This is a genomic window from Micromonospora sp. IBSANI012, from assembly GCF_052814045.1.
The window spans coordinates 2054446-2080163 of sequence record NZ_CP199933.1 but is presented as its reverse complement, the minus strand read 5'-3'; the positions used below and the strand labels follow the sequence as shown (position 1 = coordinate 2080163).

Genomic DNA, 25718 nt, shown 5'->3' with positions numbered 1-25718 from the left:
CTCCGGGTGCACGAGATCGCATGTCGTCGGTTGTCACACGGACGGGTCCCACGCTACGAGCTGATCGAAGATACGACGGTCGCCTTCGAACTTCAGCGAATCCAGCGGTATGCGGCCGTAGAAGAACAGGACCAGGTCACTGGCCGTGCCCCGGGCGGAGGCGTCGGCCGTGTCGGGGTCCTCGCCGGCAGCGGGCGTGAGGTGGGCGACCTGTGCGCCGTCGTGGGAAAGCCGAAGGCGCCAGGAGTGGCCCTCGGTGGCGTGGTAATCGACGATGGCGGGTTCGTGTGGCCAGGCGACCGTCGTCGCGCAGAGGGTGAACTGGCAGTCGTCGAAACCGTCGAGGGCGACCTCGTCCGATAGCGGCTGCGGGGCACCCACCGTGAGCTGGGCGTCGTAGGTGTGCACCGCGATCTCGGGAACCTGTCGCCGCGCCCAGGCACCAGAGGTTTGCGGTGACGGCGAGTCCCCCCACCACGTCCAACAACCGCGGTCCGGGCCGGCCTGACGCAGCGCGCTCGTCAGCTGCTCGACGGACTCGGTCCACCAGGCCAGGAGAGCCTCGCGTTCCCGAGGCGCACCCATGCCGTCCTCCCAAGCCGACTTCTCCGGGGGCGCGTCCGCGGGCCCTGCGGCGACGATGGCGGCTGATTTGCGGCGGCCCATCCCCACGTGTTGCACGAGATCGAACAGCGTCCGCTCGGGAGAGGTCGGCACCAGCGCGTCGAGGCTGGGTGCCGCGGCGACCGCAGCGCGGAAGGCGGCCGACCGTTCGTTGATCAGCCGCAGATGATCAGGGAACGTGAGAATTTTGTGCACCCCGGCTTCCTATCACTGTGCTCCGACGACCGGACAGCGAATTTCGCAGCCGACGCGGCGGCCGCCCCGGCACTGATACGTGCCCTTGGATGACGCGCGGGCGCCCCTTCCTCAGATCGGCGATCCTCAGAAGGCAACAGCACCGCTCACGCTGGGGTGCCCGGATGGCGGATTCTCTGTTGCGGGTGTCCATTCGTCGATGTCGTCGGGCCAGGGTGCGGGGCGGCCGGTGTCGTCCCAGAAACCGGTCTCGGCGCCGGTGGCGAGCAGGGCGGCGTTGAGCGCGGCCCGTTCGGCAGGTGTGGGGATGGTCGGGTCGCTCATGGCGTGGGTCAGTCCGCGGCCATGGCCAGGTTCTTCTGGTGAGCGTGGGCGAGGCGGTAGGAGTCAGTGCCGGTCTCGATGATGTTGCCGCCGAAGGTGAGCCGGTCGACGATCGCCGCGCAGAGGCGAGGGTCGGTGAAGGTTTTCGTCCAGCCGGAGAACGACTCGTTGGACGCGATCGCCACCGAGTTGGTCTCCTCGCGTTCAGTCAGTACCTGGAACAGCAACTCGGCGCCGTGCCGGTCGAGCTCCATGTAACCGAGTTCGTCAATGCAAAGCAGATCGACGCGGCCGTAACGGGCGATGGTCTTGTTGAGGATCTTGTCGTCGGCGGCTTCGACGAGTTCGCGCGCTGGTGCACCCCGGTTCCGGGTCGAGGTCGACGCCCTGGCCGTGCTCGCCGAGCCGTAGACCGGTTCACCTGTGCCAGCCCCGCTGCAGGCGAGTTCGAGCAGGCCTTGATGGAGGTCGGCGCGTCGTTCGTAGCGGATGCGGAGCCGTTTGAACTGGTGCAGCCAGGCGAACGCGCGCTCGACCACCCAGCGGACCTTGCCGAGCCCGGAGCCGTGGGCGACGCCGCGTCGGGCGGGCAGTGGGTCAGGAGGCTGTGGCGGGCTCTTTGGTGGGGTCGGCCGAGGTGGCGCCGTGAGTGGGGCGGCGGGTCAGGACCTGGGGGCCGGAAGCCGTGATGGCGACTGTGTGTTCGGAGTGGGCGGTGCGGGAGCCGTCGGCGGAGCGGATCGTCCAGCCGTCGTTGTCGAACTTGATTTTGTCGGTGGAGCGGCAGAACCAGGGCTCGATGGCGATGGTGAGGCCGGGGTCGAGTTTCATGCCGCGGCGGGCGCGGCCGTTGTTGGAGACGTGTGGGGCCTCGTGCATGGTGCGGCCGATGCCGTGGCCGCCGAACTCGGCGTTGACACCGTAGCCGTAGGAGTGGGCGACCTCGCCGATCGCGGCGGAGATGTCGCCGAGGCGGCCGCCGGGCTGGGCGGCGGTGATGCCGGCCTCCAGTGCGACCTCGGTGGCCTCGATCAGCTTCAGGTCGGCCGGGTCGGGGGTGCCGACGATGACGGAGAGCGCGGAGTCGGCGACCCAGCCGTCGATGCCGGCCGCCATGTCGATGCTGAGCAGGTCACCGTCCCGCAAAACATAGTCGTGCGGCAGGCCGTGCAGCACCGCCTCGTTGACCGACAGGCACAGCACGTTGCGGAACGGGCCGCGGCCGAACGAAGGGGCGTAGTCCCAGTAGCAGGATTCGGCGCCGCGTTCCTTGATCCGGCGGCGGGCGTGGTGTTCGAGGTCCATCAGGTTGACGCCGACCGCGGCGACACCGCTCAGCTCGGCGAGCAGCTCGCCGACGAACTGGCCCGTCACCGCCATCCGGCCGATCTCCTCGGCGGACTTGAGCTCGATCACGACAGCCTCCCTCTCCGTGTGCGGTATTTTTATACCACGCCAGGTCGGGGATGGTCCGGTGGGATATCCTGCTGGCATGGTTCGCCAACCACTCACCGCCGAACAGATCGCAGCGGGCCAGCGCCTCGGAGCCGCCCTCCGGGCCGCGCGGGTCGGCCGCAGCCTCGTCGAGGTGGCCCTGGCAGCCGGCATCTCCCCCGAGACGCTGCGCAAGATCGAGGCCGGCCGCCTTCCCGCACCGGCGTTCGGCACTGTGGTCTGCCTCAGCCAGGCCCTCGACGTCCCCCTCAGCGACCTGGCCGACGTCTGGCGGGCCGACATGCCCATCCGCCAAGCGTCCTAGAGACCAGCCGCCCAGGTACTCCAGTAGGACAGGCTGAAAACAGCAAGCAGGCCATGCCCGCGCATAGCCAGCAGTCCCTCGCCTGTGCTCCTGGCGTCGGCACAGGCATCCGTCATGCCCGTGCCCGTATCCACTTCTGCCGCGAGTCGCGCTTCGTGCGCTCGCGTCGTCCTCGTGACCAGGGATGGGCCGCGCAGACGGGTACGACTAGGCGTGTCTCCTGGAAGCTGGCGCGAGGTGCCCAGCTCCTTGAAGATGTCACTGGCTTGTTTGGTAGCCCGGTCGAGGGCGCCACGCGGCAGGAACCACGGCGCATGACTCCAAATCTGCCCGGACGAGCGACCTCGCGCGGACGTGACCCTGTTTTGTCTACCTTCACCGCCGAATCCTCCGCTTACGGACGCCCGGCCGACCGCTCGATCAGCTCCTCGGATGGAGCGGCGCCAGATCCATCCAGCCGGTTCACTGGATAACGGCTCGCGTTCGCAGCCGGCTCGATACTCTCGGCTTCGGGATCCACACGGACATCCGGAGCCACTCGATCGGCGAGATCGCCGGTGACGCAGGCGATCGACGTCCCGGCGCACAGCCGGCTCTCGCCACGACTGGCGCGCGGGACATCTCATGCCGATAGGAGCGTCATGCCCGGGAAGTTACGATCGCCTGTCCTGCACCTCGTCGTCTGCCGCGCCGAGCCCGCCGTCGAGCTCGGACCGTTCATCACGGCCTGCCAGGAGCTGAGGTGGGAGGTCCACCTCATTGCCACCCCGGACGCGGTCGACTCGATCGACCGGGACGGGCTCGCCGACCTCACCCACCATCCGGTACGCGAGGACGAGCAGCTGGAGACGCTCCATCCCCTGCCGCCGGCCGACGCCTTCGCCGTCGTGCCGGCCAGCTTCGACCTGGTGAACAAGTGGGCGTACGGCCTCAACGACAATCTGGGCCTGCGGCTGCTCAACGAGGCGATCGCCGTCGGCCTGCCGGTCGTCGCCGTGCCGGCCCCGGATCCGGCGCTCGCCCGGCACCCCGCATTCCTGGAGAGCCTGGATCGGTTGCGGCACTGGGGCGTGACGGTGACCCGGCCCGCCGAGCCGTCCGAGGTCGCCGACCCGGTCCCGTGGCACGCCGCCGTGCAGGTGATCTCCGCATGGACGCGGTTCGCCCGGGTCCCCGGGCAGCCCACCGGAGAGCGGCAGCGCAGCTCCGACGACTTGGCGCGGCAGTCCGGCTAGCGCCTCGTCGTGCAGCCTTGAACGGGTGATCCGGGTGGCGGATCTTGGAGTTGAACGGCGAATCCGGATGTCGGTTGGGAGCGATAGGTGCGCCAACGGATGTACGCGCCGATGGCGGCGTCCTGCTTGGCGTGGGTGCGGTGGTCGGTGCAGGTCCCAGCAGGGCGACTCTCACCGAGCTGTCGGCTCACCGAGTTCGGCGGGGTCGAGACGCAGGGTCGCGAGCAGTTGCCCCGCAGGCGAGTCGACCGGATCACGGCGACGCACCGCCGTAGCTGTCTCATGTCCGCCCGGCGCCGGTCGTCGTCTCGTCCGACGGCTCCGGCGGCGACGCACGATCCCTTCGCTCCCGCTCCTGTCGCCGGCGGTCCCGCCGCCGGTCGACGAGCGCCGCGAGCAGTAGCGACCCGACGGCTGCGGCGCGGCCCCACCGGCGCAGGGCGACGCGGACCGGGCCGGGTGGTGGGGGCGGGGGCGGCCCGGGCACCACCACCCGGTCGACCCCGGGATACGCGAGCCGGGAAGCCGAGACCGCCTCCTCCTCCGATCGCACGGCCCGGCTCGCGGTGATGACGATGTGCCGTGCCTCGTCCCGGTAGCGCCACCGCCACAGTTCGCCCTCCGGCCACATCTCGATTCGCTCCCCCGGCCTGTCCCTGGCGGGGATGTCGGAGGCACCGGAGGGATCCTCGCCGTCGGACCCGGGGGCCGCCCGCCGCGCCGCCCGCCGCAGGTCGGCGCGGGTGAGCTCGCCGATGCCGGCGGCGTCGCCGCGGCGCAGCGCCCGCGCGACCAGGAAGGCGAGCAGCCCGGCGAGGAGCGGCAGGACGAGCACCAGCACCTGGAACACCGACAGCAGGTCGTAGACGGGCACCCCCAGGAGCCGGGCGAGGATGTCGTCCCCGGCGGCGACGGTCAGCACCGCATAGAAGGTCAGCGCTACGACCCCGACGGCCAGCCGGGCCGGGTGGTCGCGGGGCCGGTCGAGCAGGTGGTGCTGTCGGTGGTCCTTCGTACGCAGCCGCTCGGCGAACGGCCAGGCGTAGAGGGCGAGGAAGGTCAGCCCGCCGAGCACGACGCCGGGGAAGAACGGCGCCGGCACCAGATGCCCGGCGATGCGGAACTCCAGGGGTGGGAACAGCCGCAGGGCGCCGTCGCCCCACGCCACGTACCAGTCGGGTTGAGCCGGTGAGGTGGCCTGGGCCGGTTCGAACGGGCCGTAGATCCAGACCGGGTTGATCTGCACCAGGCCGCCGAGGGCGAACAGCACCGCCAGCACCCAGGCGAACAGGGCGAGCGTGCGCAGTGTGTAGCTCGGCCACAGCGTCGACCCGACCACGTTGTGCTCGGTCCGTCCCGGGCCGGGGAACTGGGTGTGCTTCTGTCGCACCAGGATCCCCAGGTGCAGCGACACGAGGGCGACGAGGACGGCGGGCACCAGCAGTACGTGGGTGACGTACATCCGGGGGATCATCGCGTCGGAGGGGAACTCCCCGCCCAGGGCCAGGGCGGCCAGCCACGCCCCGGCCACCGGGATCGACTCCACCACCGAGGTGATGATCCGCAGGCCCACCCCGGAGACCAGGTCGTCGGGCAGGGAGTAGCCGGTGAAGCCGTTGGCGAGGGCGAGGGTCAGCATGGTCACGCCGATCAGCCAGTTGAGCTCCCGGGGTCTGCGGAACGCCCCGGTGAAGAAGATCCGGGCCAGGTGCAGCACGATCGCCGCGACGAAGACCAGCGCGGCCCAGTGGTGGGTCTGCCGGATCAGCAGACCGGCCCGGACGTCCCAACTGAGCCGCACGGTCGAGGCGTACGCGGCGGAGGTGGTCGCGCCGTCCAGCGGGGCGTAGTCGCCGTGGTAGACCCGGTCGGCGGAGCTGGCGTCGAAGAAGAAGGTGAGGTACACGCCGGTGAGGATCAGCGCGACGAACGAGTAGAGCGCGATCTCGCCGAGCATGAACGACCAGTGGTCGGGGAAGACCTTCGCCAGCGCTCGGCGGGTGACCGGGGAGAGCCGCAGCCGGTCGTCGAGGGCTCTGGCCAGCCGGTCGGTGATCACGGCCGGCTCCAGAAGCCGGCGCCGGGTGGGGCGGTGAAGTCGCCGGTCGCGCGGAGGAAGCCGTCCGGGCCGACCTCGATCGGCAGGCCGGGCAGTGCCCGCGCGGCCGGGCCGGCGACCGGCCGGGCGTCGGCCAGCAAGTCGAACGAGGACTGGTGGCAGGGACAGAGCACCCCTGCGGTGCCCTTGAGGTAGAGCCGGACCGGACAGCCGGCGTGCGTGCAGAGCAGTGAGTAGACGACCAGGCCGTCGAGGTGCCCGCCGGAGGGCGGCCGGGAGAAGCGCGCCGGGTCGAGGCGGACCGCGAAGGCGGGCCCGTCCCCGGTGTCGAGGTGGCCCTCCGGGAAGATGCCGACCACGGTGTCGGCGGGCACGTCCTGCGGCCGCAACGGTCGTCCGTCGGCGTCGACCAGCCGCACGCCCGGCCCCCACGGAGTCTCCTTGAGGTCCTGGACCGGGCGGGCACCGGAGAACGGCAGCAGGGAGCGCAGCGGGAACAGCGCGGCGGCGCCGAGCGCGGTCAGCGCCAGCCCGAGCGCGGCGAGCAGGCCCCGCCGCCGCACCGGGCTGTCCGGCGCGGTGAGCACCGCGGCGGTCATCGCCTGCTCCGCCGGGGTGGGCGCGAAGCCCTCGTGCTCCTCGACGTAGCCGCCGACCGGCACGAGCCGCCGCCCCCAGACGGCGAGGCCCACGGCCAGTCCGGCGAAGGCCACCGCGAGGCAGATCCCCTCCCAGCGGGTGTTGCCGCCCAGCCCGTACGTCACGGCGAACCCCACCGCCCCGGCCGTGCTGGTCAGGAACGCGGCGACGACCCGACGGCTCGCCGCCCGCTCGCTCGTCGACGGGCGTCGACCGCTCAATCCCCCGCCCTCCTGCCCAACCATCGGGCGGCGGCGACCAGCAGCGCCAGTACCGCCACCCAGGCGACCAGCCCCTCGGCCAGCGGGCCGAGCCGGCCGAGCGGGTTGCCGCCCCGGTCCAGCCGCTCGCTGCGTAGCCGCTGCACGTAGGCGGTGACGTCGTTGACCTGCTGGTCGTCGAGCACCTGACTGGGGAAGACCGGCATCAGCCCCGGGCCGACCCGGACCGCCTCGGCCACCTGCGTCGCCGTCGCGTCGTACAGCGGCGGGGCGCTCCAGCCGTGGGTCAGCGCGGCCCCGGAGCCGGTCGCGCCGTGGCACGGGGCGCAGTTGGCCGCGAAGATCTCCCGGCCGGAGGTCAGGTTTCCCGCCGAGACCTGGGGGATCTGCGGGCCGCCGCCGAAGCTGTCGACGTGGTCCACCAGTGCCGCGATGTCGTCGGCCGAGAACGCCGGTTCCCGACGCTGGGGCTGCTGTACCTCCTGCGAGACCGGCATCCGTCCGGTGGAGACCTGGAAGTCCACGGAGGCGGGGCCGACGCCGATCAGGGACGGTCCCCGCTGCGTACCCTGCCCCTGCTCGCCGTGGCAGCTGGCGCAGTGCTCGAGGTAGAGCGGGGCGCCCCGGTCCCCCGTGCCGGCCGGTGGTGCGGAAGCGGCCGGGGTCGCGGACTCCCCGGGGCGCGGTGCGGGGGCGAGCGCCACCGGGCCTGCGGCGAGCAGCAGCACCGTCCCGACCGTGAGGGCTCGGTGCGGGTGCAGGGCGGGGCGGCGGATGGCCGCTCGTGATCGCCGCATAGGTCAGTCCAGGGTGTAGAGGTAGGCGGCGATGTCCTGCGCGTCGATTGCGGTGACGCCCAGGTTCGGCATGGCGGTGCCCGGCTCCACCGCCTGTGGATCGGCGATCCAGCGCTGCAGGTTGTCGGCGTTGTTGGGCAGTTGGCCGGCGATGTAGGAGCGGGCGCCGAACCGGGTCAGGGGCGGGCCGACGAGGCCGTCGGCGCGGTTGACGCCGGGGATGGTGTGGCACGATCCGCAGCCGTACTGGGCGATCAGTTCCGCGCCCCGGTCGGGCTGTCCGGTCCGCGACTCCCGTGGTGGCGGTGGGGTCGTCGAGGCGCAGGCGGTGACCGCGACGACCGGCAGGATCATGAGGGCCGCACCGAGCGCCCAGAGCCGGCGGGGCACCATCATCGGACCATCCTTTCCGTTTCAGCTGTTGTCGCCATCGGTACGGCCCCTTGGGGTACCGGCTTTCCGCGCAGGCCGTCGGGCCGGTCGCGGTCCATCCGCAGCAGCCAGCGCAGGAACACGGCCAGCGCCACGACCAGCACGGCCAGGTCCATCGGCGCCCACATCAACAGGCCGGCGAGTTGCTGGTCGGCCAGCGGGTCGGCGCCGAGCACCCGCTGTGGATAGACCGGTTGCGGGGCGAAGGTGAGCACGGCGCCGAGGGCAGAGGCGGGCAGCATGGTGCCGGCCAGCAGCAGCACCGTCACCGGGGCGGGCGCGCGGTGCCGTGGCGAGCCGAGCACCGGGGCCCAGAACAGCCAGGCCGTGGCCAGGAAGCACAGATGCTCGGTGGTGTGCACGGCGGGCCGGTCGACCGCGGCGGCGTACGGCCCGGGCAGGTGCCAGAACCAGAGCACGACGGTCTGCCCGCCACCGGCCAGCAGGGCGTACGTGCTCGGATGGCGTAGCCGGCGCACCGGCGGCGCCACCCGGCAGCGGGCGAGCAGCCGGCGCAGCGGCAGTGGCGCGGCCATGCTCAGCGGCAGCCCCGCCGCGCCCGCCGCGAGCAGCGGCCCGGCCACCAGCAGAAGCAGCATGTGCTGGGCCATGTGCCCGGCCAGGCCGGACTCCGCCATGTCGTGCACCGGTCCCTGCTCCGCGCCGAGCAGCACCAGCAGCCCGGCACCGAAGGCGCCGACCCGCCAGCCTGGGATGACCCGGCCGGTACCGCGTCGGGTCCACAGCTCCTGGACGCCCCGCCCGTAACCGGCCGCGAGCAGGCAGACCGTAACGACCGCCAGCATGGTCAGCAGGCTCTCGGCGACCGGACTCTGACCGGGTTCGTGAGCCCGGTAGACGCTCAGCTCTGACATGGCGGCAGCACCAGCACGGCGACCCCGCCGAGCACGATGATCGTCAGGAACAGCAGGTTGAGCCAGATGCCCACCACGGCGAGCATCCTGGACCGGCCGAACGCCCGGTCCTCGGCACCCGCCGACTGCGCGCCGGCGGTGCGCCGCCACACCAGCGCGGCGACCGCCAGCGAGCCCGCGGTGACCAGGGCCGGGACGACCACCGCCAGCCCGACGGCCGGCCCGAGCGGTACGGCGGAGACGCGCTCGGAGCCGGCGGCGCAGGCCAGTTCGTCCAGGCCCCAGGCGACGAGCACGTGCACCGCCCAGGCGACGGCGCCACCGAGCACGCCGTACCAGAGCAGCAGCCCGCCGGTGAGGCGGGCCCGGGGGCCGGGTCGCGTGGTCGTCACAGTCGTGGGGAGAGGTAGATGGTGAACAGGATGGCGGCCCACACCGCGTCGACGAAGTGCCAGTAGATCGCGCCGTTGCGGACCCGTTCGTGGTGGTGGGCGCCCAAGCCGCCGCCCTGGGAGGTGGCGAGCAGCCAGCCGATCATGGTCAGTCCGACCAGGACGTGCAGCCCGTGGAAGCCGGTGATCAGGTAGAACAGCGAGCCGTAGACGTCGGTGGTCATGGTGAAGTGCCGGAGCTTCTCGGCGTACTCGGTGGCCTGCAGGGCCAGAAAGGTCAACCCGAGCACCATGGTGGCGGCCAGCCCGGACCGCAGCCGCCAGAGCTGGCCGCGCCGGATGCCACGTTCGGCCCAGATCATGGGCAGGCTGCTGGGCAGCAGCACCGCCGTCATCACCAGCGGCTTGACCAGCTCCGGTGCCCCGATGCCGTTTGGCGGCCACTGCGGGCCGTACTGGAAGCGGAGGTAGAAGTAGCTGCCGAGCAGGCAGGCGAAGAGGGTGGCCTCGGTGGCCACGAACATCGCCATGCCCCACCAGCCGGAGGACCGGCCGACCGGCAGCTCCGTGCTCAGCGCCTCGGCGCCGGTGGCCGCCGCCACGACTCCGCGCCGACCCGTCATGCCGTCCCCCCTGGTTCCTGATCCGGGCTGGGCGGCCAGAGCCAGACCGCGATCGTCGCGATGACCGCGACCATGGCGACGGCCGCCACCGGGTACCAGGCGAAGAGCAGGGCAGTGAAGAAGATCAGCAGCGCGCCGGCGAGCACGAGTGGCTTCAACGTCGACTCCGGCATCTCCACCGCCCGCTCGCAGCGGGCGTCCAGCTCGCTGGTGAACAGGGTGCGGCGCCCCGCACTGAGGATGCGGTCCTCGGTGGCACCCGCGCCGGTCGACTCGGCGGTCCGCTTGTCCCACACCGGGTGCAGGCTGTGCACCCGGGGCAGGACAGGGAAGTTGTACGGCTCGGGCGGCGACGCGGTGGCCCATTCCAGGCTGTCGGCGTCCCACGGGTCCGCCGGGGCGGGCCGGCCGCGGCGGACGGCGTGCACCACGCCGACGAGCACGAGCAGCAGTCCGAGGGCGAGCAGATACGACCCGGCCGTGCTGACCAGGTTCCACCCGCCCCAGCCGGGCTCGCCGGGGTAGGTGTAGATCCGGCGGGGCATGCCGAACAGGCCGTAGAGGTGCATCGGGAAGAAGGTGACGTGCATGCCGGCGAAGACCAGCCAGAACGCCCAGCGGCCCAGCCGCTCGTGGTACATCCGGCCGGTGATCTTGGGCAGCCAGTAGTAGATGCCGGCGAGCATCGGGAAGACCGCGCCGCCGATCAGCACGTAGTGGAAGTGCGCCACCACGAAGTACGAGTCGGTGACCTGCTGGTCGAACGCGGTGAGTGCGAACATCGTGCCGGTGACACCGCCGAGCACGAAGGTCACGACGAAGCCGATGACGAACAGCAGCGGCACGCGGATCACCAGCCGGCCGAGCAGCATGGTGGCCAGCCAGGCGAAGATCTGCAGCCCGGACGGAATGGTGATGATGGTGCTGGCCGCGCTGAAGAAGCTGTAGGACAGCGCCGGCAGGCCCGTGGCGAACATGTGGTGCACCCAGACCCCGAACGAGATGATCGCGATCGCCACGATGGAGAGCACGATCAGCGGGTAGCCGACCACGCCGCGCCGGGTGAAGGCGGGCAGCACCGCGGAGACGATGCCCAGCGCCGGCATGACGATGATGTAGACGTCGGGGTGCCCGAAGATCCAGAACAGGTGCTGCCAGAGCAGCACGTTCCCCCCGGCGGACGGGTCGAAGAAGTGGGTGCCGAACCGGCGGTCGAGGAACAGCATCGCGTTGTCCAGGTTCAGCGCCGGCAACGCGAAGATCACCATGAACGCGGTGGCCACGATCGTCCAGACGAACAGCGGCACCCGGTTCAGCGACATCCCCGGTGCGCGCAGCTTGAGCGCGGTGGCGATGAAGTTGATCGAGCTGGCGGTCGTCGAGATGCCGAGGAAGAGCAGCCCGAGGGCGTAGACGTCCATGTGCAGGCCAGGGTTGTGCTGCTCCGAGTTCAGCGGCGCGTACGCGAACCAGCCGTTGTTGGGGGCGGCGCCGAAGGGCAGGCTCGCCCACATGAACAGCCCCGCGAACAGGAACACCCAGTAGCCGAAGGCGTTCAACCTCGGGAACGCCATGTCCCGGGAGCCGATCATCAGGGGGAGCAGGAAGTTGCCGAACCCGAAGAGCATCGGCGTGGCGAACAGGAAGATCATCGCCGTGCCGTGCATGGTGAAGAGCTGGTTGTACTCCTGGGGCGACAGGATGCCCGCCTCGGGTCGGGCGAGCTGGGTGCGCATCGCCAGGGCGCTGAGCCCGGCGAGGACGAAGAAGAACCCGGCGGTGACCAGGTAGCGGCGGCCGATCCTCTTGTGGTCGACCGTGCTGAACCAGGCCCGCAGCGAGGGTCGCTCGCCCCAGTGTTCCGTCAGCCGCGCCAGGTCCTCCCGGCTGACGCCGGGCGACGGCGTGGTGGTGGTGGACATCGTCTCCCCTCCCCGGCCTACTCCAGCGACCGCAGGTACGCGATGAGGTCGGGCAGCTGGGCGGCGTCGACCGGCTGTGGGGGCATCGCGTTGCCGGGCTTGACCGTCTGGGGGTTGGCGATCCAGCCGCCGAGGTGCCCGGCGTCGTTGGGCACCGCCCCGGCGCCGAGGCTCCACCGGGTGCCGACGTTCGACAGGTCGGGCCCCGCCTGGCCCTGGGCGCCGGTGCCCCGCACCGCGTGGCAGGCGGCGCAGGTGCCCTGCAGGAACGCCTGCTGGCCGCGGCGCTCGGCCGCGGTGCGCGGCTGACGGGCCGGGGCGTTCAGGCGGGTCAGCCACGCGTCGAAGTCGGTGCGGGGTTCCGCCACGACCAGGAAGGCCATGTGGGCGTGCTGGGTGCCGCAGTACTCGGCGCACTGGCCGCGGTAGCGGCCGGCCCGCTCCGCCCGCAACCAGGTCTCCCGGGTCTCGCCGGCGATCAGGTCCGTCTTCGGCATGAGCTGCGGCACCCAGAAGCTGTGCAGCACGTCGTCGGTGCGCAGGCGCACCTTCACCCGCTCCCCCACCGGGATGTGGATCTCGTTGGCGGTGGCTCCGGACGCCCCCTGGTAGCGCACCTCCCACCACCACTTGTGCCCGGTCACCTCCACGGTCGGAGCGTCCGGGCCGGGATGGTCACCGAGCGCGGCGAGGTCGCGCAGACCCACTCCGTAGACGGCGACGAGGATGACGAAGGGCAGCCCGGCGCCGGCGATCGTGACGAAGCGCAGCGGCTGCCCGTGGCGCACCCGGGCGTTGCCCCGCCGGAACACCAGCGCCCAGATCAGCAGCACCATGACCTCGACAACCACCGCCGTGGAGATCCAGAACAGCAGCCACCAGGTGTCGGCGATCCGGGCCGCCCCGGTACCGGCGGGGTTCAAGGCGGACGGCGGATTGCCGGCGCATCCGGCGAGCAGCGCGACGCCGCACAGCGTCGTCAGCGCCGGGCGCGGTTGCCGGCGCCGCCCGGCGGGTCGGGCCGCGCTCAGGGTCATCCCTGCTGTCGTGTCCACCGGGAGCGACACTAGGCCCTTCTGACCGCTGTTTGTCCCAGTTTGCGACTGATACCCCGACGGGTGCGACCAGAGCGATTTATGGTGAGTTCGCACTCGTTCATCCGCAAGCGCCCCTGAGGGCGCGGACAGGGAGATCATGCGAGCCTCCACGGTGGACCTTGTCGCGGACACCGGCAGAGCCGCCGCCGGCCGCCGGACGATGGCCTGGCTCGCCGGTGGGCTCACCGCGGCGGCGACGGTGGCCGGCGGGTGGCTGGCGCCCCCCGACGAGGTGCAGGGCCAGGCGCAGCGACTGATGTACCTGCACGTCCCCGCCGCCTGGGTGGCCTACGCCGCGTTCGCCGTCGTGCTGGCCGCCAGCGGGGCGTACCTGATCGGGGGTGACCTGCGCTGGGACCGGTTCGCCCGGGCGGGCGCCGAGATCGGGGCGGCGCTGACCGCCGTCGCGATCGCCACCGGGTCGCTCTGGGGGCACCTGGTCTGGGGTGTCTGGTGGGCCTGGGACCCTCGGCTGGTCAGCACCGTCCTGCTCCTGCTCACGTACGCCGGTTACCTGGCCCTGCGCCGCGCGGTGGCGGAGCGGACCGGGGCGCGCGACGGAGGCGACCACCGGGTGGCGCGGCCGGCCGCGGTCGTCGGCGTGGCCAGCTTCCTGCTCGTCCCGGTGGTGCACTTCTCCGTCGTCTGGTGGCGGTCGCTGCACCAGCAGGCGACCGTGCTCGCCCCGCAGCGCCCGCCGATCGACCCCAGGATGGGCGTCGCCCTGCTGCTCGCCGCGGCCGCCGCGACGCTCGCCGCGCTCTGCGTCCTGCTGTACCGGGTGGTCCGGCTGGAACGCCGACTGACCCCCGACGCGTCCCCCGCCCCCGACCGCGTCCCGGTCCGGGTCGGATGATCCGTCGCCGCGCGGGCCGGACCGCCGTCGTCGCCGTGCTCCTCGCCGCCGGCGCGCTGCTGGTCACCAGCGCGCTGCGGGACACCCTGACCTACTACCGCACCCCGGGCGAGGTGCTCGGCGACCCGGACGCGACCTGGGAACGGGTACGCCTCGGCGGCGACGTGGTGCCCGGGTCGCTGCGTCACACCGGCGACCTCGTGGTGTTCCGCCTCGCCGAGGACGGTCACGAGATCACCGTCGAGCAGCGCGGCGTCCCACCGGAGACGTTCCGGGAGGGCGAGGGAGCGGTCGTCGAGGGCACCCTGTCGCCGGACCGGGTGTTCCGCTCCGACCACGTCGTGGTCCGGCACGGTAACGAGTACCGGCCGTCCACCGCCCCGGCAGGGCCGGTAGATGCTCGGTGACCTCGGCACCGCGAGCCTCGCGGTCGGGCTGCTCTGCGCCACCCTGACCGCCCTGCTCTGGCTGCGGACGGCCCTGTTCGCCGTACCCACCCGACCGGCCCGCCTCGCCACCGCCGCGACCCTGGCGACCGCCGCCGTCGCCTGCGGCCTGCTGGAGGCGGCCCTGCTCCGGCACGACTTCAGCGTCCGCTTCGTGGCGGAGAACGGCGGACGTCAGGTGCCGGTGTACTACACGCTGACGAGTCTCTGGTCCGCCCTGGACGGGTCGCTGCTGCTCTGGCTGCTGATCCTCGCCGGGTACGCGGCACTGCTGGCCCACCGCCGGCACCCGGCCCGGCTGCACGCGTACGCGATGGTGGTCGTCAGCACGGTGACCATGTTCTTCTTCGCATTGTCCTACTTCGCCGCGAGCCCGTTCCGGGAGGTCAGTCCGGTACCCGCCGACGGCCCGGGACCGAACCCGCTGCTACAGCAACACCCGGCGATGGGGGTGCACCCTCCCCTGCTCTACGCCGGCTACATCGGCCTGGTCGTGCCGTTCGCCTTCGCGATCGCCGCACCGCTGGCCGGCCAGGAAGGGCGGGGCTGGCTGCGGGCCGCCCGACCCTGGGCCCTGGCGGCCTGGGCGGCGCTGACCGCCGGCATCGGGCTCGGGGCCTGGTGGTCGTACGCGGTGCTGGGCTGGGGCGGCTACTGGGCGTGGGACCCGGTGGAGAACGCCTCCCTGCTGCCCTGGCTGACCGCCACCGCCTTCCTGCACACCACCCTCGGCCGCGCCGCCGGCCGGGCCGGCTGGAACCTGACCCTGGCCTGCGCCAGCTTCGTGCTGGTGCTGCTCGGCACGTTCCTCACCCGGTCCGGCGCGGTCGCCAGCGTGCACGCCTTCACCGACTCACCGCTGGGGCCGATGCTGCTCGGCTTCGTACTGCTGACGGTCGTCGTGTCGACCGTCCTGACCGGATGGCACACCCCCGAACCGGCCCGCCAGAGCACACCGCTGTTGTCCCGAACCTCCGCCGTGCTGGTCAACGGCGTGCTCCTGGTGACGATCGCGGCGGTGGTGCTGATCGGCACGATCTTCCCGCTGCTCTCCGACTCGCTCGGCGAGGTGCGCACCTCGGTCGGGCCCGGCTACTACCAGCGCACCGCGGTACCGCTGGCGATCGCGGTGCTGCTGGTGATGGGGGTGATGGGGGTGACGCCGGCCCTGCGGGCACGCGACCGGACGCAGGCGCTGCGGCGACTCGCCGTACCCGGCGGCGTAGCGCTCGCCACCGTCGCGGTGGTGGGACTGCTCAGCCGGCCCGGCCCGGCAGCGCTCACCGCGTTCGGCGCGGCGGCGTTCGTGCTCACCGGCCTGACCGCAGAGCTGGGCGGCCGGCTGGGACGGTCCGGCCAGGACCGGAGACCGGGCAGGCTCGCCGGGCTCGTCGGGCACGCCGGAATCGCCCTGGTCGCGGTGGGCGTCGCCGGATCCTCGGCATACGGCCAGGACGCCGAACGGACCCTCCGCACCGGAGAGTCCCTGCGGGTGGCCGACGTGACCGTACGCCTGCTCGGGGTGGACCGGGCCGCCGGCAGCGGTGGCATGGCGGTGCACGCGCGGCTCCGGCTCACCGAGTCGGGCGACGCGGAGCGGGACGTCACGCCGGCCCTGCGCTACCACCCCGCCCGGGACACCGCGGTAACCGTGCCGACGATCGACACCGGGCTGCTGCGGGACACGTACGTGACGCTGATCGCGGTCGCCCCGGACAGCGGCAGCGCGACCGTACGGCTCGCGGTAAACCCGCTCGTCGGGCTGCTCTGGGCCGGCGGCGCGCTGACCGCCACCGGGGGACTCCTGGCGGCGATCGGCACCGCCCGCTCCCGGCGCCGGCTGCATCGGGACGTCGCCCTGCCGACTCCCGGACCGGTCGCCGCCGGGGCCCCGAAATGATCAGCCCCGGCACCCGTCAACGACCGCGCCCGCTGCGCACCGGACCCGCGCTGGTGCTGACCGTGACCGTCGCCGTCGGCGCGTTGGTCGCCCTCGGCCTCCGGTCGCCGGCCACGCCGGGGCCCGTCGGCACCGCCGCTGTGACGCCCACGTCGGCCCCGGCGCTCTCCGGCGCCACCCTGGACGGTGGCCGGTTCGACCTGGCCGACGCCCGCGGCCACGTGCTGCTGGTCAACGTCTTTGCCTCCTGGTGCGGCCCGTGCCGGAATGAGCTGCCGCTGCTGGTCGACACGGAACGACGTTGGTCGCCGCAGGGACTGCGGCTGGTCGCGCTGAACGTCCGCGACGGCACCGAGGCGGTCCGGGCGCTGCTCGAGGAGACCGGCGCGCGCGGACTGACCGTGCTGCCGGACCCGGAGGGCACCCGGGCGGTCGACTGGGGCGTACGGGCGGTGCCGGAGACCTTCGTGGTGGACCGCGACGGCCGCATCGTCGACCGGCAGCAGGGCGTGGTCACCCGGCAGTGGCTGGAGCAGCGGGTGGCGCCGCTACTGGCCGGATGAGGTGGCCCGCAGCCCTGGCGGCACTCGTCCTCACCGCCCTGACAGCCGCGGCCGGCGCGGGACTGGTCCGGTCGGCCAACGACAGCGGCGGGGAGGATCCGGTCCGCGCGGTGGCCGCCGGTCTGCGCTGCCCGGCCTGTCAGGGCGAGTCGGTGGCGGACTCCCGGTCACCGATCGCGGCGGCGATGCGGCAGGTAGTGGCGGACCAATTGACACAAGGGCGGGACCGCGACGAGATCCGGCAGTGGTTCGTGCAGCGCTACGGCGCGGAGGTGCTGACCGATCCACCGGCCGGCGGTGCGGAACCGCTGCTCTGGGCCGTACCCGCGCTGACCCTGCTGGCCGGCTGCTACGCGGCCCTGCGCACGCTGCGCCCGCCCGCGACGTCGACCGCTCCCACCACGCAGGTGCGGCCCGCGCCGATCGGCCGGGCCGCCCGCCGGGCGTGGCGAGCCGGGTCGGTCGGGCTGGTGGCCCTCGTCGCGTCGGTGGCGGTCGCCGCCGGCGCTCTCGACCGGCCTTCGCCGCAGCCGCCACCGGCCGACCCGGTCGCGGTCGCCGTGCAACTGGGCCGCGACCTGGAGACCCAGAACCGGTACGACGCCGCGGCGCAGATGTACCGGGAGGCGCTACGGGACCGGCCCGACGACGCGATCCGACTGCGGCTCGCCTTCGCGCTGCTCCGAGCCGGCGACACGACGGGCGCGGAGCAGACCGCGCGGGACGTGCTGGCCCGCTCTCCGGACTCCCCGGACGGGCTGCTCGTGCTGGGGCTGGCGCAGCGCGGCAGCCATTCTGCCGAGGCGGCACGCACCCTGCGACGCTTCCTGGCCGTCGATCCGGAGCACCCGGCCGCCGGGGAGATCAGCCGTCTGCTGGTCACCGCCCCGTGATCCTGACGGAGCGCGCGCCCCCAGATCCGCGATCAGCGCAGCCATGTGCCGGGTATGTCGCAGCTGGGGCGATCTTGCTGCGCGTGTGCGGCCGCATCGAGGCGTCGTTCGCCCTGTGCGACCGGGCCGACGCCGTGCGGCGCCGGGCGGCCGCCGCCGCGTATCGTGCCCGCTCGACGGGATCGCTTGCCGACCTGGACACGCTCACTGAACTGGCGCCGCAGGTGCCCGAGCCCTACCGCCGGACGCTCATCGACTACGTCTGGGACATCTAGACAGCTCACAAGTCCCGAAGTGCGCGAACTCCGGCGCCGCCTCGAACGCTGCAACCCCTGGATGCCGGCCTCGCCCGTCCAACTATGCGCGGCGACGGTTCGCAGAGGCCGTGCCGCATGGTCGGCGGCAGTTGAGGATGCCGGCGGGGAGGGCGACCATCATGGTGTGCGATCGCACGCCGTGACCAGAGCCGTCCGGGCGCGTCGGGTAGAGACCCACGACTCGCGGGAGAAGAATGTGACTTCCGAGCTGTCGTTGATCGGTCTTTGGGCGGTCGCTGGGTGCAGCAAACTGACCCTATGAACCGTCCGGCTGCGTTCCTCGCCGATCCGCCGCAAAGCCCGGCGGTGACTGCCGCCTACGAGGCCGATCTCACCTCCGACGGCTACGTCAACAACCTCACTCGTGTCTGGTGCTGGCGTCCTGATGTGCTGGCGTCCTTCCAGGCCCTGCGTGCTGACCTCCTGGCCGATTCAGGCCTGTCGCCCAGGGAAGTAGCCGTGATGGTCGCCGCCACCGCCGCTGCCCGCAGCGACGCTTACTGTGCGCTGGCGTGGGGTTCCAGGCTGGCCGAGCTCAGTGACGAGGCGACCGCCGCAAGGGTGCTGCAAGGCGTCGACAGTGACCTGTCCGAGCGGGAGGCCGCACTGGCCGGTTGGTCTCGTCAGGTCGTCCAGGATCCGAATGCCACGACCGAGGCCCACGTGGAGCGCTTGCGCGACGCGGGCCTCAATGACCAGGAGATCTTCGAGGCGACGACCTGGATCGCGTTCCGGCTGGCGTTCTCCACTATCAACGACGCGCTGGGAGCACGGCCAGATCCACAGCTTGCCGAGAAGGCGCCTCGGCTCGTCCGGGAAGCCGTCACCTACGGCCGCCAAGTCTAGCCGCACACAACCTTGGCCCCCACCGACAGCGGCGCCGCATGGGGCTCGCGCTGTCAGCGGCAGATGCGGATGCCCGTCGGCAGTTCGCGCTGGACGTGGCCGTTGTGTTGCTCGTGCTCGGCGCCGGCCCGCGCAACGTCGACAGCGACCTCATCGAGGTGTGGTACGCAAACGGGCCGGCACAGCCCTGGACGTCGACGTCGAGGCTGAGCCAAGAGGTGGCCGCCTCTCGCGACCGAATCATGGCCGCGGCGGGCAGCTGCGGCGGGCCGGGCTGGTCCCTCCCGCTCGGGCCGCTCCAAAGCGGAAACTCCGGTATAACGAGCGTGCAGTTCCGCTGGCCGACATCGCCTTTTCGGAGTGCCCCATGACGACGCAGTTGCGTGCCCGCCTCAGCGAGATACTCCAAGCTGGCCAGGTCAACGGTCTGCACGCCGTCGCGGCAGTTCGCGGTGGCCAAACCTTGCTGGAGTACTACGGAACGGGCGAGGACTTCGCCTGGGGCGACTCGCTGGGCGTCGTTGAGTTCGGGCCCGAGACGCTGCACGACATCCGGTCAGTCACCAAGAGCGTGACCGCGCTGTTGTACGGCATCGCGCACGGCGAAGGGCTGGTCCCGCCGCCGGCGGAGCCGCTCCTGCGGGGGTTCCCGCAGTACCCCGACCTGGCGGCCGACCCCCAGCGTGCCCTGCTCACCGTCGAGCACGCGCTGACGATGTCGTTGGGCGTGGAATGGCGCGAAGATCTCCCGTACAACAGCCCGGCCAACGCCGAGATCGCAATGGAGTTGGCGCCGGATCGGTACCGGTACATTCTGGAGCGGCCGATCATCGAGCCGCCCGGCGCCCGATGGACCTACTGCGGCGGTGCCACGGCCCTGCTCGGCCGACTGATCGCCGATGGCACCGGGCAGTCGCTGCCGCAGTACGGGCAGGCCGTCCTGTTCGAGCCGCTGGGAATCGACAACTTCGGATGGATGACCGGCGCGGACGGAGTGGCCTCCGCCGCGTCCGGGCTGCGACTCGCGCCCCGCGACCTGGCCAGGCTCGGCGAGCTGATTCTGGCCGAGGGAGCCTGGGACGGTCAGCAAATCGTCCCGGAGGACTGGATCCGCACGATGCTCCAGCCACGCCTGCAGACCAGCTGGGGCGCGCAGTATGGCTACCAGTGGTACATCGAATCCATTGAGGGCCGTCGGCTGGTAGCCGGCATGGGCAACGGCGGGCAGCGCCTGTTCGTCCTGCCCGACCTGGACCTCACCGTGGCCATTACCGCCGGCAACTACGACGACCCCGACCAGTGGCGGATCCCGCTCGGGGTGCTGGAGCGGATCATCCTCCCCGCAATGGCCTGACGGCGCCGGGTCCTCCAGTCAGCCGTGTCGGCATAGCAGGCATCTGGGCCGAACGCCACCTGACACATGTGGTTGGGACAGTTGCTCCATTCGCCGGAGGTGCATCCGTGTCACGGCACCCGACCCGACATCCGGTCATCGGCAACCCCGGATGCATGCACGCGTGAGCTGGTTACCTTGCGTGACGAGCGCTTCGCGGCAGAAGCGGATGCCTTCGCCGATTTCAGATCTTGCGTTCGGCTCCTGCGCTGCCACGCCGCCGACAGGCAGGCCTCGGCCTCGGCCTCGAAACCGAGGATCCGGTAGGCCGCCCCGAGAATCGCAGGTCGATGCGATTCCCAGTGGGTCTCCGCCAACGTGCCGGTCAGCTCCACTCCCGAACTCCTGCACGCTCGGATCAGCGCCTTCCACGCTTTGGTATACACATGCGACGCTTCGTGGAAGGGAACCGCCGTGGGTTACGAGACCACGTTCACCGGCCAGGTGACGATCACTCCTCCGCTGAACCAGCACGAGATCGACTACCTGCTGGCGTTCGCCGAGACCAGGCACGAACCCCGGTCCACCGGCCCCTACGCCCTCGGCTACGGCGACGAGATCGAGGACGCCAGGGATCCAGACCCGAGCAAGCCCGGGTACTGGTGCAAGTGGGCGCCGACCGCCGACGGCACCGCGATCGCCTGGAACGAGCACGAGAAGTTCTACGATGCCGAATTCTGGATGGGGTACCTGGTGCACACCTTCCTGAAGCAGGACGCCACCGTCGCGCGCGAGCGGGTCGACCCGGTGCCCGGCCGGGTGTATCCGCCCGCGCTGGACAGGTTCACCTTCGACCACGTCGTCGACGGCGTCATCGAGGCCGAGGGCGAGTGGCCCGACGACCGCTGGCGTATCGAGGTGCGCGCCAACGCCGTCTACGTGGTCCGGCTGCTGACCGAACCGGACCACGCCGAGTACCCCCGCACCCACCGCGACGACTGGACCGACGAGCAGCGGGCCGACTTCGCCGCGCGGACCCGGCACAATTTCGTGTACCTGGTGCGGGACGGGCGGTTGCACGAGGTGGGCCCGGCGGACGGGACGTCGTTCGAGCCGATCCCGGCCGACGTGGACTGAGCGCAGGCCCGGGCGTCCGCGTGGGCAGGGCAGGGCAGGGTTGCGTCGGTCCAGGTGCTCGGCGAGACGCTCCCACATTGCGGCTGCCCACGGGTGTCATTGGTGTGGCTCTCTCATGGCCTGCGGTCTCGCCGGGCACCGCGCGAGGAGAGGCTGGAAAGGGGTTTGTCCTGCTCGAAGTAGCGGTGCCCTCCTTGCTGACAACTCACAGAGTTCAGTCAAGGGGAGGCGCCGATGTCGGTGATCATCGGGATGGACCCGCACAAGCGCTCAGCAACCATCGAGGTTGTCGACGAACGCGCCCGGGTGCTCGCAGTGGGCAGGTACGGCACCGACAAGACCGGCTACGCGCAGATGCTCGCCGCCGGCCGCAAGTACGCCGATCGGGTGTGGGCGGTCGAGGGCTGCAACGGCATCGGCAACCACATCGCCCACCGCCTGCTGCATGAGACGGTGCTCGACGTGCCCGCGAAGCTGTCTGCGCAGGTGCGGGTGTTTGCCACCGGCAACGGCCGCAAGACAGACCCGGTGGATGGGCACTCGGTCGCGATGGTCGCACTGCGCACCCCGAACCTCGTGCAGGTCCAGCTTGATCCGGACCTGCAGGTGATGGGGATGCTGGTCGACCGTCGCGACGAGCTGGGCCGCGCACGGACGCAGACCATCAACCGGCTGCACCGGCTGCTGCTGGAGCTTTTTCCTGGCGGGGCAAAGCAGCTCCTGTCCGCACGGCAGGCACGTGCGCTGATCGCGACCATCAAACCCCGCGACATCGTGGGCAAGACCCGGCGCCGCCTCGCCGTCGAGCTCATCGGTGAACTTGAGGGCATCGACAAGAAGATCAAAACCGCGGAGAAGGACCTCAAGGAGCTGGTGGTGGCCCGCGGCTGCACCCTGATGGACCTGCACGGGGTCGGTCCCTCAGGGGCGGCCCGGCTGCTGGCAGACGTCGGCGACATCCGCCGCTTCGCCGACCGCGACCGGTTCGCGTCCTGGAACGGCACCGCCCCGCTGGACGTCTCCTCCGGCGACCAGAAGCGTCACCGGCTCTCCCGCGCCGGCAACCGGCGGATCAACCGGACACTGCACATCATGGCCGTGGTCCAGCTGCGCAACCGCACCGAAGGCCGCGCCTACTTCGACGCGAAGAAAGCCGCCGGGAAGACCTCCATGGAGGCCATGCGCGCCATGAAACGCCGACTGTCCAACGTCGTCTACCCCCGCATGGTCACCGACCAAAAACGCAGGCAGGCGGCGGATCCGGGAGGGCACTCGGGGACGACTCTGCAATCCAGCGTGACCGACCTGACCCCGGACATCGGCCCTTCGGACAAGCCACTTCCCGGACCCGCCACCAACCACCCTAGACCCCTGGTTCCGACAGTGCCTTGACATGAAGGGGTGCCATGAGAGTGAATCCTTGCTAGTCGCACGCAACCTCGTGGCGAGGGTCATGATCCGAGTAGATCGAGGTCACGAACGCAGAAACCGTGGTGCGCCCACTCCTCGTCCAGTACCACCTGAACGCACTCCAGCACCGACTTTCCCCTGGCATACGGCGGCCAACCCGGGCCCGCCGGCACTGGCGCGGGCGCCGAGAGCTGATCGGCCGTCACCGTCGACAGCCAACGCTCTAGCTCAGCGCCTTGCACGTCTCGCGCGGCCAGCACCTCGTCGAGACTGGGGGCCGCCGCTCGGTCCAGGCCCTGCTCCTCCTGGTCAGGGACGAACTCGGACGCCAGCCCGATCGCGGTGAACGGCTCGGTCGATCCCAGACAGCAGCGGCGGAACCACGAGTCGTGCACGAACACCAGATGGCGCTGGGTCTCTACCGCCGACCATTCGCCGCCGACGCGCTGCTGCTCCGAACCCCTGGGCATCGCTCGCAGCCGCTCGATCGTCTCCGCCCAGCCGGCCCGCAGCTGCCGGACAGCCTGCAGCAGGTCCGCCGGATCGGCTGACCGGAGCAGCAGCCGCACCGGATACCGGCGGTCAAGCTCGGCTTCGACGTACGACGTCACCTCGACTCCGTTGACCACCAGATTGGTGACCAGCCCGTCGATCACAGCGTCCTGCATTACCACCCCGATCAGACGAGCGCGGGTCAAGTCACACTCGCGGAACTCGGCATCAGTCAGGTCCTGGTCCTTGAAGCTCGCCATGCCGGGCAGTATCCACCGGCGTACCGACAACCGCGCAGTTACCGCGGGTAGAGGGTGCTGTAGCCGGGCCTGGAGGCTGCCAGCGGAAACACGCCGAGCCGGCGACCTCGCACCATACGAGACGAGGTCAACGTTCGGCTAGGTACACGCGAGCGATCGTCGATTTCCGGATGCGCACGCGGGCGTGCCATAAGCAGGCACTCGCTGAACGTCCTCAATTCGGCAGGTCAGGATGCCCGCTCGACTCAGAGGCTAGCTACCGAGCGTGATCGCCTCGGTCGGCGAGCACTCGCGGGTCGCGGCATGTCAGTGCGTTCAGCCGAGGGTGGGTCGCCCCTCGGCGATCTGTTCTTCCACCGGCCGACCGGACCAGGCCAGCCATGGATCCGCGCCGGACTTGGGCACGACCACAGGTCCGTTGCCTACCAACGAATCGTGTATGTCGCCTGACTCGATGAAGGCGCGGGACTGGTAGCCCACGGACCATGCGGTCTCGTGCTCCCACGCACCGATGATCACCCACTCACCGGTGCGAACCTTGTCAATGCGGTCAGCGAGGAAGGCAAATGCGACCTCGCGAGCCTCTTCATCGGTCATGCTCGTGTCCCTAAGAGGGTGTCTCACGTGGCAAGTTTCGCGAGCTTCTTGTAGCAGGTCAGGGCGGCGGCCAGGTCGAGGACGGCGAGGAAGTGCGAGCCCTTTCGATCGTATCGGACGGCGAGGCGGCGGTAGCCGAAGAGCCAGGCGATCGACCGTTCGATCTTCCAGCGGTGCCGATCGAGGCGTTCGCCGGACTCGATGCCGGGCCGCGCGATGCGCGCGCCGAGCCCGCGCTCGCGCAGCCAGGCCAGGTGTTCGGCGGAGAAGTACGCCTTGTCCACGCGGAGTTTGACGGGTCGGCGCCGCCGTGGTCCCCGGCGGGACCGGACGGCGGGTATGCCGCGGATGAGCGGCTTGAGGGCGAGGCTGTCGTGCATGTTCGCGCCGGACACGGCGACGGCGAGCGGGATGCCCTGGGCATCGGACAGCACGTGCAGCTTGCTGCCCTTCTTGCCGCGATCGACCGGGTTCGGCCCGGTCAGCGATCCCCCCTTTTGGCGCGAACGGAGGCCGCGTCGACGATCGCCGAGGTCCAGTCCACCTCGCCCCGGGCCCCGAGTTCGTCCAGCACCGCCCGGTGCAGCCGACGCCACAGGCCGGCCTCGGTCCATACCGTGAAGCGGCGATGCGCGGTGGCGGGCGACGTGCCGAACGTCGGCGGCAGATGCCGCCAGGCACAGCCGCTGGTCAGCGCGTACACCACTGCCGTGAACACGGCCCGCTCGTCACACAGAGCGGTCCCACCACCTTACGGACGAGCAGCGAACGACGGCAGCAACGGGGCGGCCAGCTCCCAGAGTTCATCAGGAACCAGACGCTTCGATAGATCAGCACCCACGACCGGCATCATGCCGCACGAACATCAAGTCACGTGAGACAACCTCTAAGCCTTGATTGGTGCGGCCGACCTGGCGGCCTGCTCGATCTTCGCGCAGTAGGCTGCACGGGCTTCCTCGTCGATCTGCTTCTCGTGTTCGGCGCGCAACCCGGTCCGGCCGTCGAGGCCCTCGCGCAGGATATCGGCGTGCCCGGCATGCCGGATGGACTCGCCGAGGACATGGACCATGATGGCGAACAGGTTCGTGTCGGCATAAGGCTCCGGCCACCACGGCACGTGGCCGGGGGCGTCGAGGGGAAGCTCGTTGATCGTCGCGTCCGAGTGTTCCCACGTGCGCCGGTAGAACCCGATGATCTGATCGCGGGTCTCGTCCTCAGTCGCCCACAGATCGCTGCCGTTGGAGTCCTGCCACCGGGGCAGCGGTTCCGGGGAAGGGCGGTCGAAGACCTCGCCGAAGTACCTGGCCTCGACGGTGGCCACGTGTTTGACCAGGCCGAGGAGGTTGGTCCCGGTCGCTGTCAAAGGTCGGCGGGCGTCGTATTCGGACAAGCCGTCGAGTTTCCAGAGCAGCGCCTTGCGGTCCCGCCGCAGTCTCCCGTACAGGTTGTCTTTCGCGAAGTCGTCGATCATGCG

29 protein-coding genes and 2 pseudogenes are annotated in these 25718 nt (G+C 71.2%); 12 read left to right on the top strand and 19 right to left on the bottom strand.

Annotated features, from left to right (window positions below; genetic code table 11):
• Positions 1–33: 33 nt before the first annotated feature.
• The 5 genes and pseudogenes from ACTWM8_RS09800 to map all read right to left on the bottom strand — a co-directional run bounded on the left by ACTWM8_RS09800 (position 34) and on the right by map (position 2559).
• Positions 34–819 carry a maleylpyruvate isomerase N-terminal domain-containing protein gene (locus ACTWM8_RS09800; RefSeq protein WP_334483501.1) on the bottom strand — a complete coding sequence of 262 codons (786 nt, stop codon included), beginning with the start codon at positions 817–819 and terminating at the stop codon, positions 34–36.
• Positions 820–945: 126 nt separating this feature from the next.
• Positions 946–1143, bottom strand: a complete 198-nt coding sequence (locus ACTWM8_RS09795; RefSeq protein ID WP_446213517.1) for a hypothetical protein — start codon at positions 1141–1143, stop codon at positions 946–948.
• Positions 1144–1151: 8 nt separating this feature from the next.
• Positions 1152–1598, bottom strand: a complete 447-nt coding sequence (locus ACTWM8_RS09790) for an ATP-binding protein (protein ID WP_446214513.1) — start codon at positions 1596–1598, stop codon at positions 1152–1154.
• Positions 1578–1739: pseudogene (locus tag ACTWM8_RS09785) on the bottom strand (transposase); the annotation flags it as partial. The pseudogene ACTWM8_RS09785 and the gene ACTWM8_RS09790, both read right to left, overlap by 21 nt.
• A gap of 1 nt (position 1740) precedes the next feature.
• Positions 1741–2559 (bottom strand): type I methionyl aminopeptidase, encoded by an 819-nt coding sequence (map, locus tag ACTWM8_RS09780; protein ID WP_446213516.1) that lies wholly within the window; start codon positions 2557–2559, stop codon positions 1741–1743.
• A 76-nt stretch (positions 2560–2635) separates the two neighbouring features.
• Between map and ACTWM8_RS09775 the strand changes: the two genes are divergently transcribed.
• On the top strand, positions 2636–2902 hold the full coding sequence (locus tag ACTWM8_RS09775; RefSeq protein WP_446213515.1) for a helix-turn-helix domain-containing protein: 267 nt from the start codon (positions 2636–2638) through the stop codon (positions 2900–2902).
• Between the two features lie 641 nt (positions 2903–3543).
• Complete coding sequence (locus tag ACTWM8_RS09770; protein WP_446213514.1) at positions 3544–4137, top strand: flavoprotein; 594 nt, start codon at positions 3544–3546, stop codon at positions 4135–4137.
• Between the two features lie 280 nt (positions 4138–4417).
• Here the strand turns inward: ACTWM8_RS09770 and qcrB are convergent, their stop codons facing one another.
• Genes qcrB through coxB form a run of 9 tightly spaced genes read right to left on the bottom strand, consistent with a single transcriptional unit; the run spans position 4418 to position 13152 of the window.
• Entirely contained in the window at positions 4418–6196 is a 1779-nt protein-coding gene (qcrB, locus tag ACTWM8_RS09765; protein WP_446213513.1) for a cytochrome bc1 complex cytochrome b subunit, read from the bottom strand.
• Complete coding sequence (locus tag ACTWM8_RS09760) at positions 6193–7056, bottom strand: QcrA and Rieske domain-containing protein (RefSeq protein WP_446213512.1); 864 nt, start codon at positions 7054–7056, stop codon at positions 6193–6195. The genes qcrB and ACTWM8_RS09760 overlap by 4 nt, the downstream gene beginning before the upstream one ends.
• Positions 7053–7853, bottom strand: coding sequence for a cytochrome bc1 complex diheme cytochrome c subunit (qcrC, locus tag ACTWM8_RS09755; protein ID WP_446213511.1), 801 nt, complete (start codon positions 7851–7853; stop codon positions 7053–7055). The genes ACTWM8_RS09760 and qcrC overlap by 4 nt, the downstream gene beginning before the upstream one ends.
• A gap of 3 nt (positions 7854–7856) precedes the next feature.
• A complete protein-coding gene (locus ACTWM8_RS09750) occupies positions 7857–8249 on the bottom strand; it encodes a c-type cytochrome (protein WP_446213510.1) in 393 nt (130 codons plus the stop codon).
• The gene (locus tag ACTWM8_RS09745; RefSeq protein WP_446213509.1) at positions 8246–9091 is read right to left on the bottom strand and encodes a cytochrome c oxidase assembly protein; all 846 of its coding nucleotides are present in this window, start codon (positions 9089–9091) and stop codon (positions 8246–8248) included. The genes ACTWM8_RS09750 and ACTWM8_RS09745 overlap by 4 nt, the downstream gene beginning before the upstream one ends.
• Before the next feature lie 56 nt (positions 9092–9147).
• On the bottom strand, positions 9148–9552 hold the full coding sequence (locus ACTWM8_RS09740; RefSeq protein ID WP_280839647.1) for a hypothetical protein: 405 nt from the start codon (positions 9550–9552) through the stop codon (positions 9148–9150).
• Positions 9549–10175, bottom strand: coding sequence for a cytochrome c oxidase subunit 3 (locus ACTWM8_RS09735; RefSeq protein WP_446213508.1), 627 nt, complete (start codon positions 10173–10175; stop codon positions 9549–9551). The genes ACTWM8_RS09740 and ACTWM8_RS09735 overlap by 4 nt, the downstream gene beginning before the upstream one ends.
• Positions 10172–12097, bottom strand: coding sequence for a cytochrome c oxidase subunit I (ctaD, locus tag ACTWM8_RS09730; protein ID WP_446213507.1), 1926 nt, complete (start codon positions 12095–12097; stop codon positions 10172–10174). The genes ACTWM8_RS09735 and ctaD overlap by 4 nt, the downstream gene beginning before the upstream one ends.
• A gap of 17 nt (positions 12098–12114) precedes the next feature.
• Positions 12115–13152 carry a cytochrome c oxidase subunit II gene (coxB, locus tag ACTWM8_RS09725; RefSeq protein WP_446213506.1) on the bottom strand — a complete coding sequence of 346 codons (1038 nt, stop codon included), beginning with the start codon at positions 13150–13152 and terminating at the stop codon, positions 12115–12117.
• Positions 13153–13291: 139 nt separating this feature from the next.
• Here coxB and ccsA point away from each other — a divergent pair, with 139 nt between their 5' ends.
• The 8 genes from ccsA (at position 13292) to ACTWM8_RS09685 (ending at position 20369) form a co-directional block, all read left to right on the top strand.
• Positions 13292–14050 carry a cytochrome c biogenesis protein CcsA gene (gene ccsA, locus ACTWM8_RS09720; RefSeq protein ID WP_446213505.1) on the top strand — a complete coding sequence of 253 codons (759 nt, stop codon included), beginning with the start codon at positions 13292–13294 and terminating at the stop codon, positions 14048–14050.
• Complete coding sequence (locus ACTWM8_RS09715) at positions 14047–14457, top strand: cytochrome c maturation protein CcmE (protein WP_210778308.1); 411 nt, start codon at positions 14047–14049, stop codon at positions 14455–14457. The genes ccsA and ACTWM8_RS09715 overlap by 4 nt, the downstream gene beginning before the upstream one ends.
• Positions 14447–16396 carry a heme lyase CcmF/NrfE family subunit gene (locus tag ACTWM8_RS09710; protein ID WP_446213504.1) on the top strand — a complete coding sequence of 650 codons (1950 nt, stop codon included), beginning with the start codon at positions 14447–14449 and terminating at the stop codon, positions 16394–16396. The genes ACTWM8_RS09715 and ACTWM8_RS09710 overlap by 11 nt, the downstream gene beginning before the upstream one ends.
• Positions 16393–16959: a TlpA family protein disulfide reductase gene (locus ACTWM8_RS09705; protein WP_446213503.1), complete on the top strand. Its 567-nt coding sequence runs from the start codon at positions 16393–16395 to the stop codon at positions 16957–16959. The genes ACTWM8_RS09710 and ACTWM8_RS09705 overlap by 4 nt, the downstream gene beginning before the upstream one ends.
• Positions 16956–17852, top strand: coding sequence for a cytochrome c-type biogenesis protein CcmH (locus ACTWM8_RS09700; protein ID WP_446213502.1), 897 nt, complete (start codon positions 16956–16958; stop codon positions 17850–17852). The genes ACTWM8_RS09705 and ACTWM8_RS09700 overlap by 4 nt, the downstream gene beginning before the upstream one ends.
• An 83-nt stretch (positions 17853–17935) precedes the next feature.
• Positions 17936–18127: a hypothetical protein gene (locus tag ACTWM8_RS09695; protein WP_446213501.1), complete on the top strand. Its 192-nt coding sequence runs from the start codon at positions 17936–17938 to the stop codon at positions 18125–18127.
• A 300-nt stretch (positions 18128–18427) separates the two neighbouring features.
• Positions 18428–19015 (top strand): carboxymuconolactone decarboxylase family protein, encoded by a 588-nt coding sequence (locus ACTWM8_RS09690; RefSeq protein WP_446213500.1) that lies wholly within the window; start codon positions 18428–18430, stop codon positions 19013–19015.
• 367 nt (positions 19016–19382) lie between these two features.
• Positions 19383–20369: a serine hydrolase domain-containing protein gene (locus tag ACTWM8_RS09685; protein ID WP_446213499.1), complete on the top strand. Its 987-nt coding sequence runs from the start codon at positions 19383–19385 to the stop codon at positions 20367–20369.
• Between the two features lie 110 nt (positions 20370–20479).
• Here ACTWM8_RS09685 and ACTWM8_RS09680 read toward each other — a convergent pair whose 3' ends face one another.
• Complete coding sequence (locus ACTWM8_RS09680) at positions 20480–20743, bottom strand: hypothetical protein (protein WP_446213498.1); 264 nt, start codon at positions 20741–20743, stop codon at positions 20480–20482.
• Between the two features lie 79 nt (positions 20744–20822).
• Here ACTWM8_RS09680 and ACTWM8_RS09675 point away from each other — a divergent pair, with 79 nt between their 5' ends.
• Positions 20823–21485, top strand: a complete 663-nt coding sequence (locus ACTWM8_RS09675; protein ID WP_446213497.1) for a hypothetical protein — start codon at positions 20823–20825, stop codon at positions 21483–21485.
• Between the two features lie 234 nt (positions 21486–21719).
• Positions 21720–22877 carry an IS110 family transposase gene (locus ACTWM8_RS09670; RefSeq protein ID WP_446213496.1) on the top strand — a complete coding sequence of 386 codons (1158 nt, stop codon included), beginning with the start codon at positions 21720–21722 and terminating at the stop codon, positions 22875–22877.
• Positions 22878–22936: 59 nt separating this feature from the next.
• Here the strand turns inward: ACTWM8_RS09670 and ACTWM8_RS09665 are convergent, their stop codons facing one another.
• From ACTWM8_RS09665 to ACTWM8_RS09650, 4 genes and pseudogenes are all read right to left on the bottom strand, one after another.
• On the bottom strand, positions 22937–23647 hold the full coding sequence (locus ACTWM8_RS09665; RefSeq protein ID WP_074311022.1) for a DinB family protein: 711 nt from the start codon (positions 23645–23647) through the stop codon (positions 22937–22939).
• 315 nt (positions 23648–23962) lie between these two features.
• A complete protein-coding gene (locus ACTWM8_RS09660; protein ID WP_089014495.1) occupies positions 23963–24244 on the bottom strand; it encodes a YrhB domain-containing protein in 282 nt (93 codons plus the stop codon).
• Positions 24245–24267: 23 nt separating this feature from the next.
• A pseudogene (locus ACTWM8_RS09655) lies at positions 24268–25085 on the bottom strand (IS5 family transposase).
• Positions 25086–25130: 45 nt separating this feature from the next.
• A complete protein-coding gene (locus ACTWM8_RS09650) occupies positions 25131–25715 on the bottom strand; it encodes a DinB family protein (protein WP_446213495.1) in 585 nt (194 codons plus the stop codon).
• Positions 25716–25718 lie beyond the last annotated feature (3 nt).

Coding starts and splice junctions, on each gene's coding strand:
- ACTWM8_RS09795 (WP_446213517.1), bottom strand. CDS start 1,143: ATGAGCGACCCGACCATCCCCACACCTGCCGAACGGGCCGCGCTCAAC.
- ACTWM8_RS09775 (WP_446213515.1), top strand. CDS start 2,636: ATGGTTCGCCAACCACTCACCGCCGAACAGATCGCAGCGGGCCAGCGC.
- ACTWM8_RS09770 (WP_446213514.1), top strand. CDS start 3,544: ATGCCCGGGAAGTTACGATCGCCTGTCCTGCACCTCGTCGTCTGCCGC.
- qcrC (WP_446213511.1), bottom strand. CDS start 7,853: ATGCGGCGATCACGAGCGGCCATCCGCCGCCCCGCCCTGCACCCGCAC.
- ACTWM8_RS09750 (WP_446213510.1), bottom strand. CDS start 8,249: ATGATGGTGCCCCGCCGGCTCTGGGCGCTCGGTGCGGCCCTCATGATC.
- ACTWM8_RS09745 (WP_446213509.1), bottom strand. CDS start 9,091: ATGCTGGCGGTCGTTACGGTCTGCCTGCTCGCGGCCGGTTACGGGCGG.
- ACTWM8_RS09735 (WP_446213508.1), bottom strand. CDS start 10,175: ATGACGGGTCGGCGCGGAGTCGTGGCGGCGGCCACCGGCGCCGAGGCG.
- ctaD (WP_446213507.1), bottom strand. CDS start 12,097: ATGTCCACCACCACCACGCCGTCGCCCGGCGTCAGCCGGGAGGACCTG.
- ccsA (WP_446213505.1), top strand. CDS start 13,292: ATGCGAGCCTCCACGGTGGACCTTGTCGCGGACACCGGCAGAGCCGCC.
- ACTWM8_RS09715 (WP_210778308.1), top strand. CDS start 14,047: ATGATCCGTCGCCGCGCGGGCCGGACCGCCGTCGTCGCCGTGCTCCTC.
- ACTWM8_RS09710 (WP_446213504.1), top strand. CDS start 14,447: ATGCTCGGTGACCTCGGCACCGCGAGCCTCGCGGTCGGGCTGCTCTGC.
- ACTWM8_RS09705 (WP_446213503.1), top strand. CDS start 16,393: ATGATCAGCCCCGGCACCCGTCAACGACCGCGCCCGCTGCGCACCGGA.
- ACTWM8_RS09700 (WP_446213502.1), top strand. CDS start 16,956: ATGAGGTGGCCCGCAGCCCTGGCGGCACTCGTCCTCACCGCCCTGACA.
- ACTWM8_RS09690 (WP_446213500.1), top strand. CDS start 18,428: ATGAACCGTCCGGCTGCGTTCCTCGCCGATCCGCCGCAAAGCCCGGCG.
- ACTWM8_RS09685 (WP_446213499.1), top strand. CDS start 19,383: ATGACGACGCAGTTGCGTGCCCGCCTCAGCGAGATACTCCAAGCTGGC.
- ACTWM8_RS09670 (WP_446213496.1), top strand. CDS start 21,720: ATGTCGGTGATCATCGGGATGGACCCGCACAAGCGCTCAGCAACCATC.
- ACTWM8_RS09665 (WP_074311022.1), bottom strand. CDS start 23,647: ATGGCGAGCTTCAAGGACCAGGACCTGACTGATGCCGAGTTCCGCGAG.
- ACTWM8_RS09660 (WP_089014495.1), bottom strand. CDS start 24,244: ATGACCGATGAAGAGGCTCGCGAGGTCGCATTTGCCTTCCTCGCTGAC.
- ACTWM8_RS09650 (WP_446213495.1), bottom strand. CDS start 25,715: ATGATCGACGACTTCGCGAAAGACAACCTGTACGGGAGACTGCGGCGG.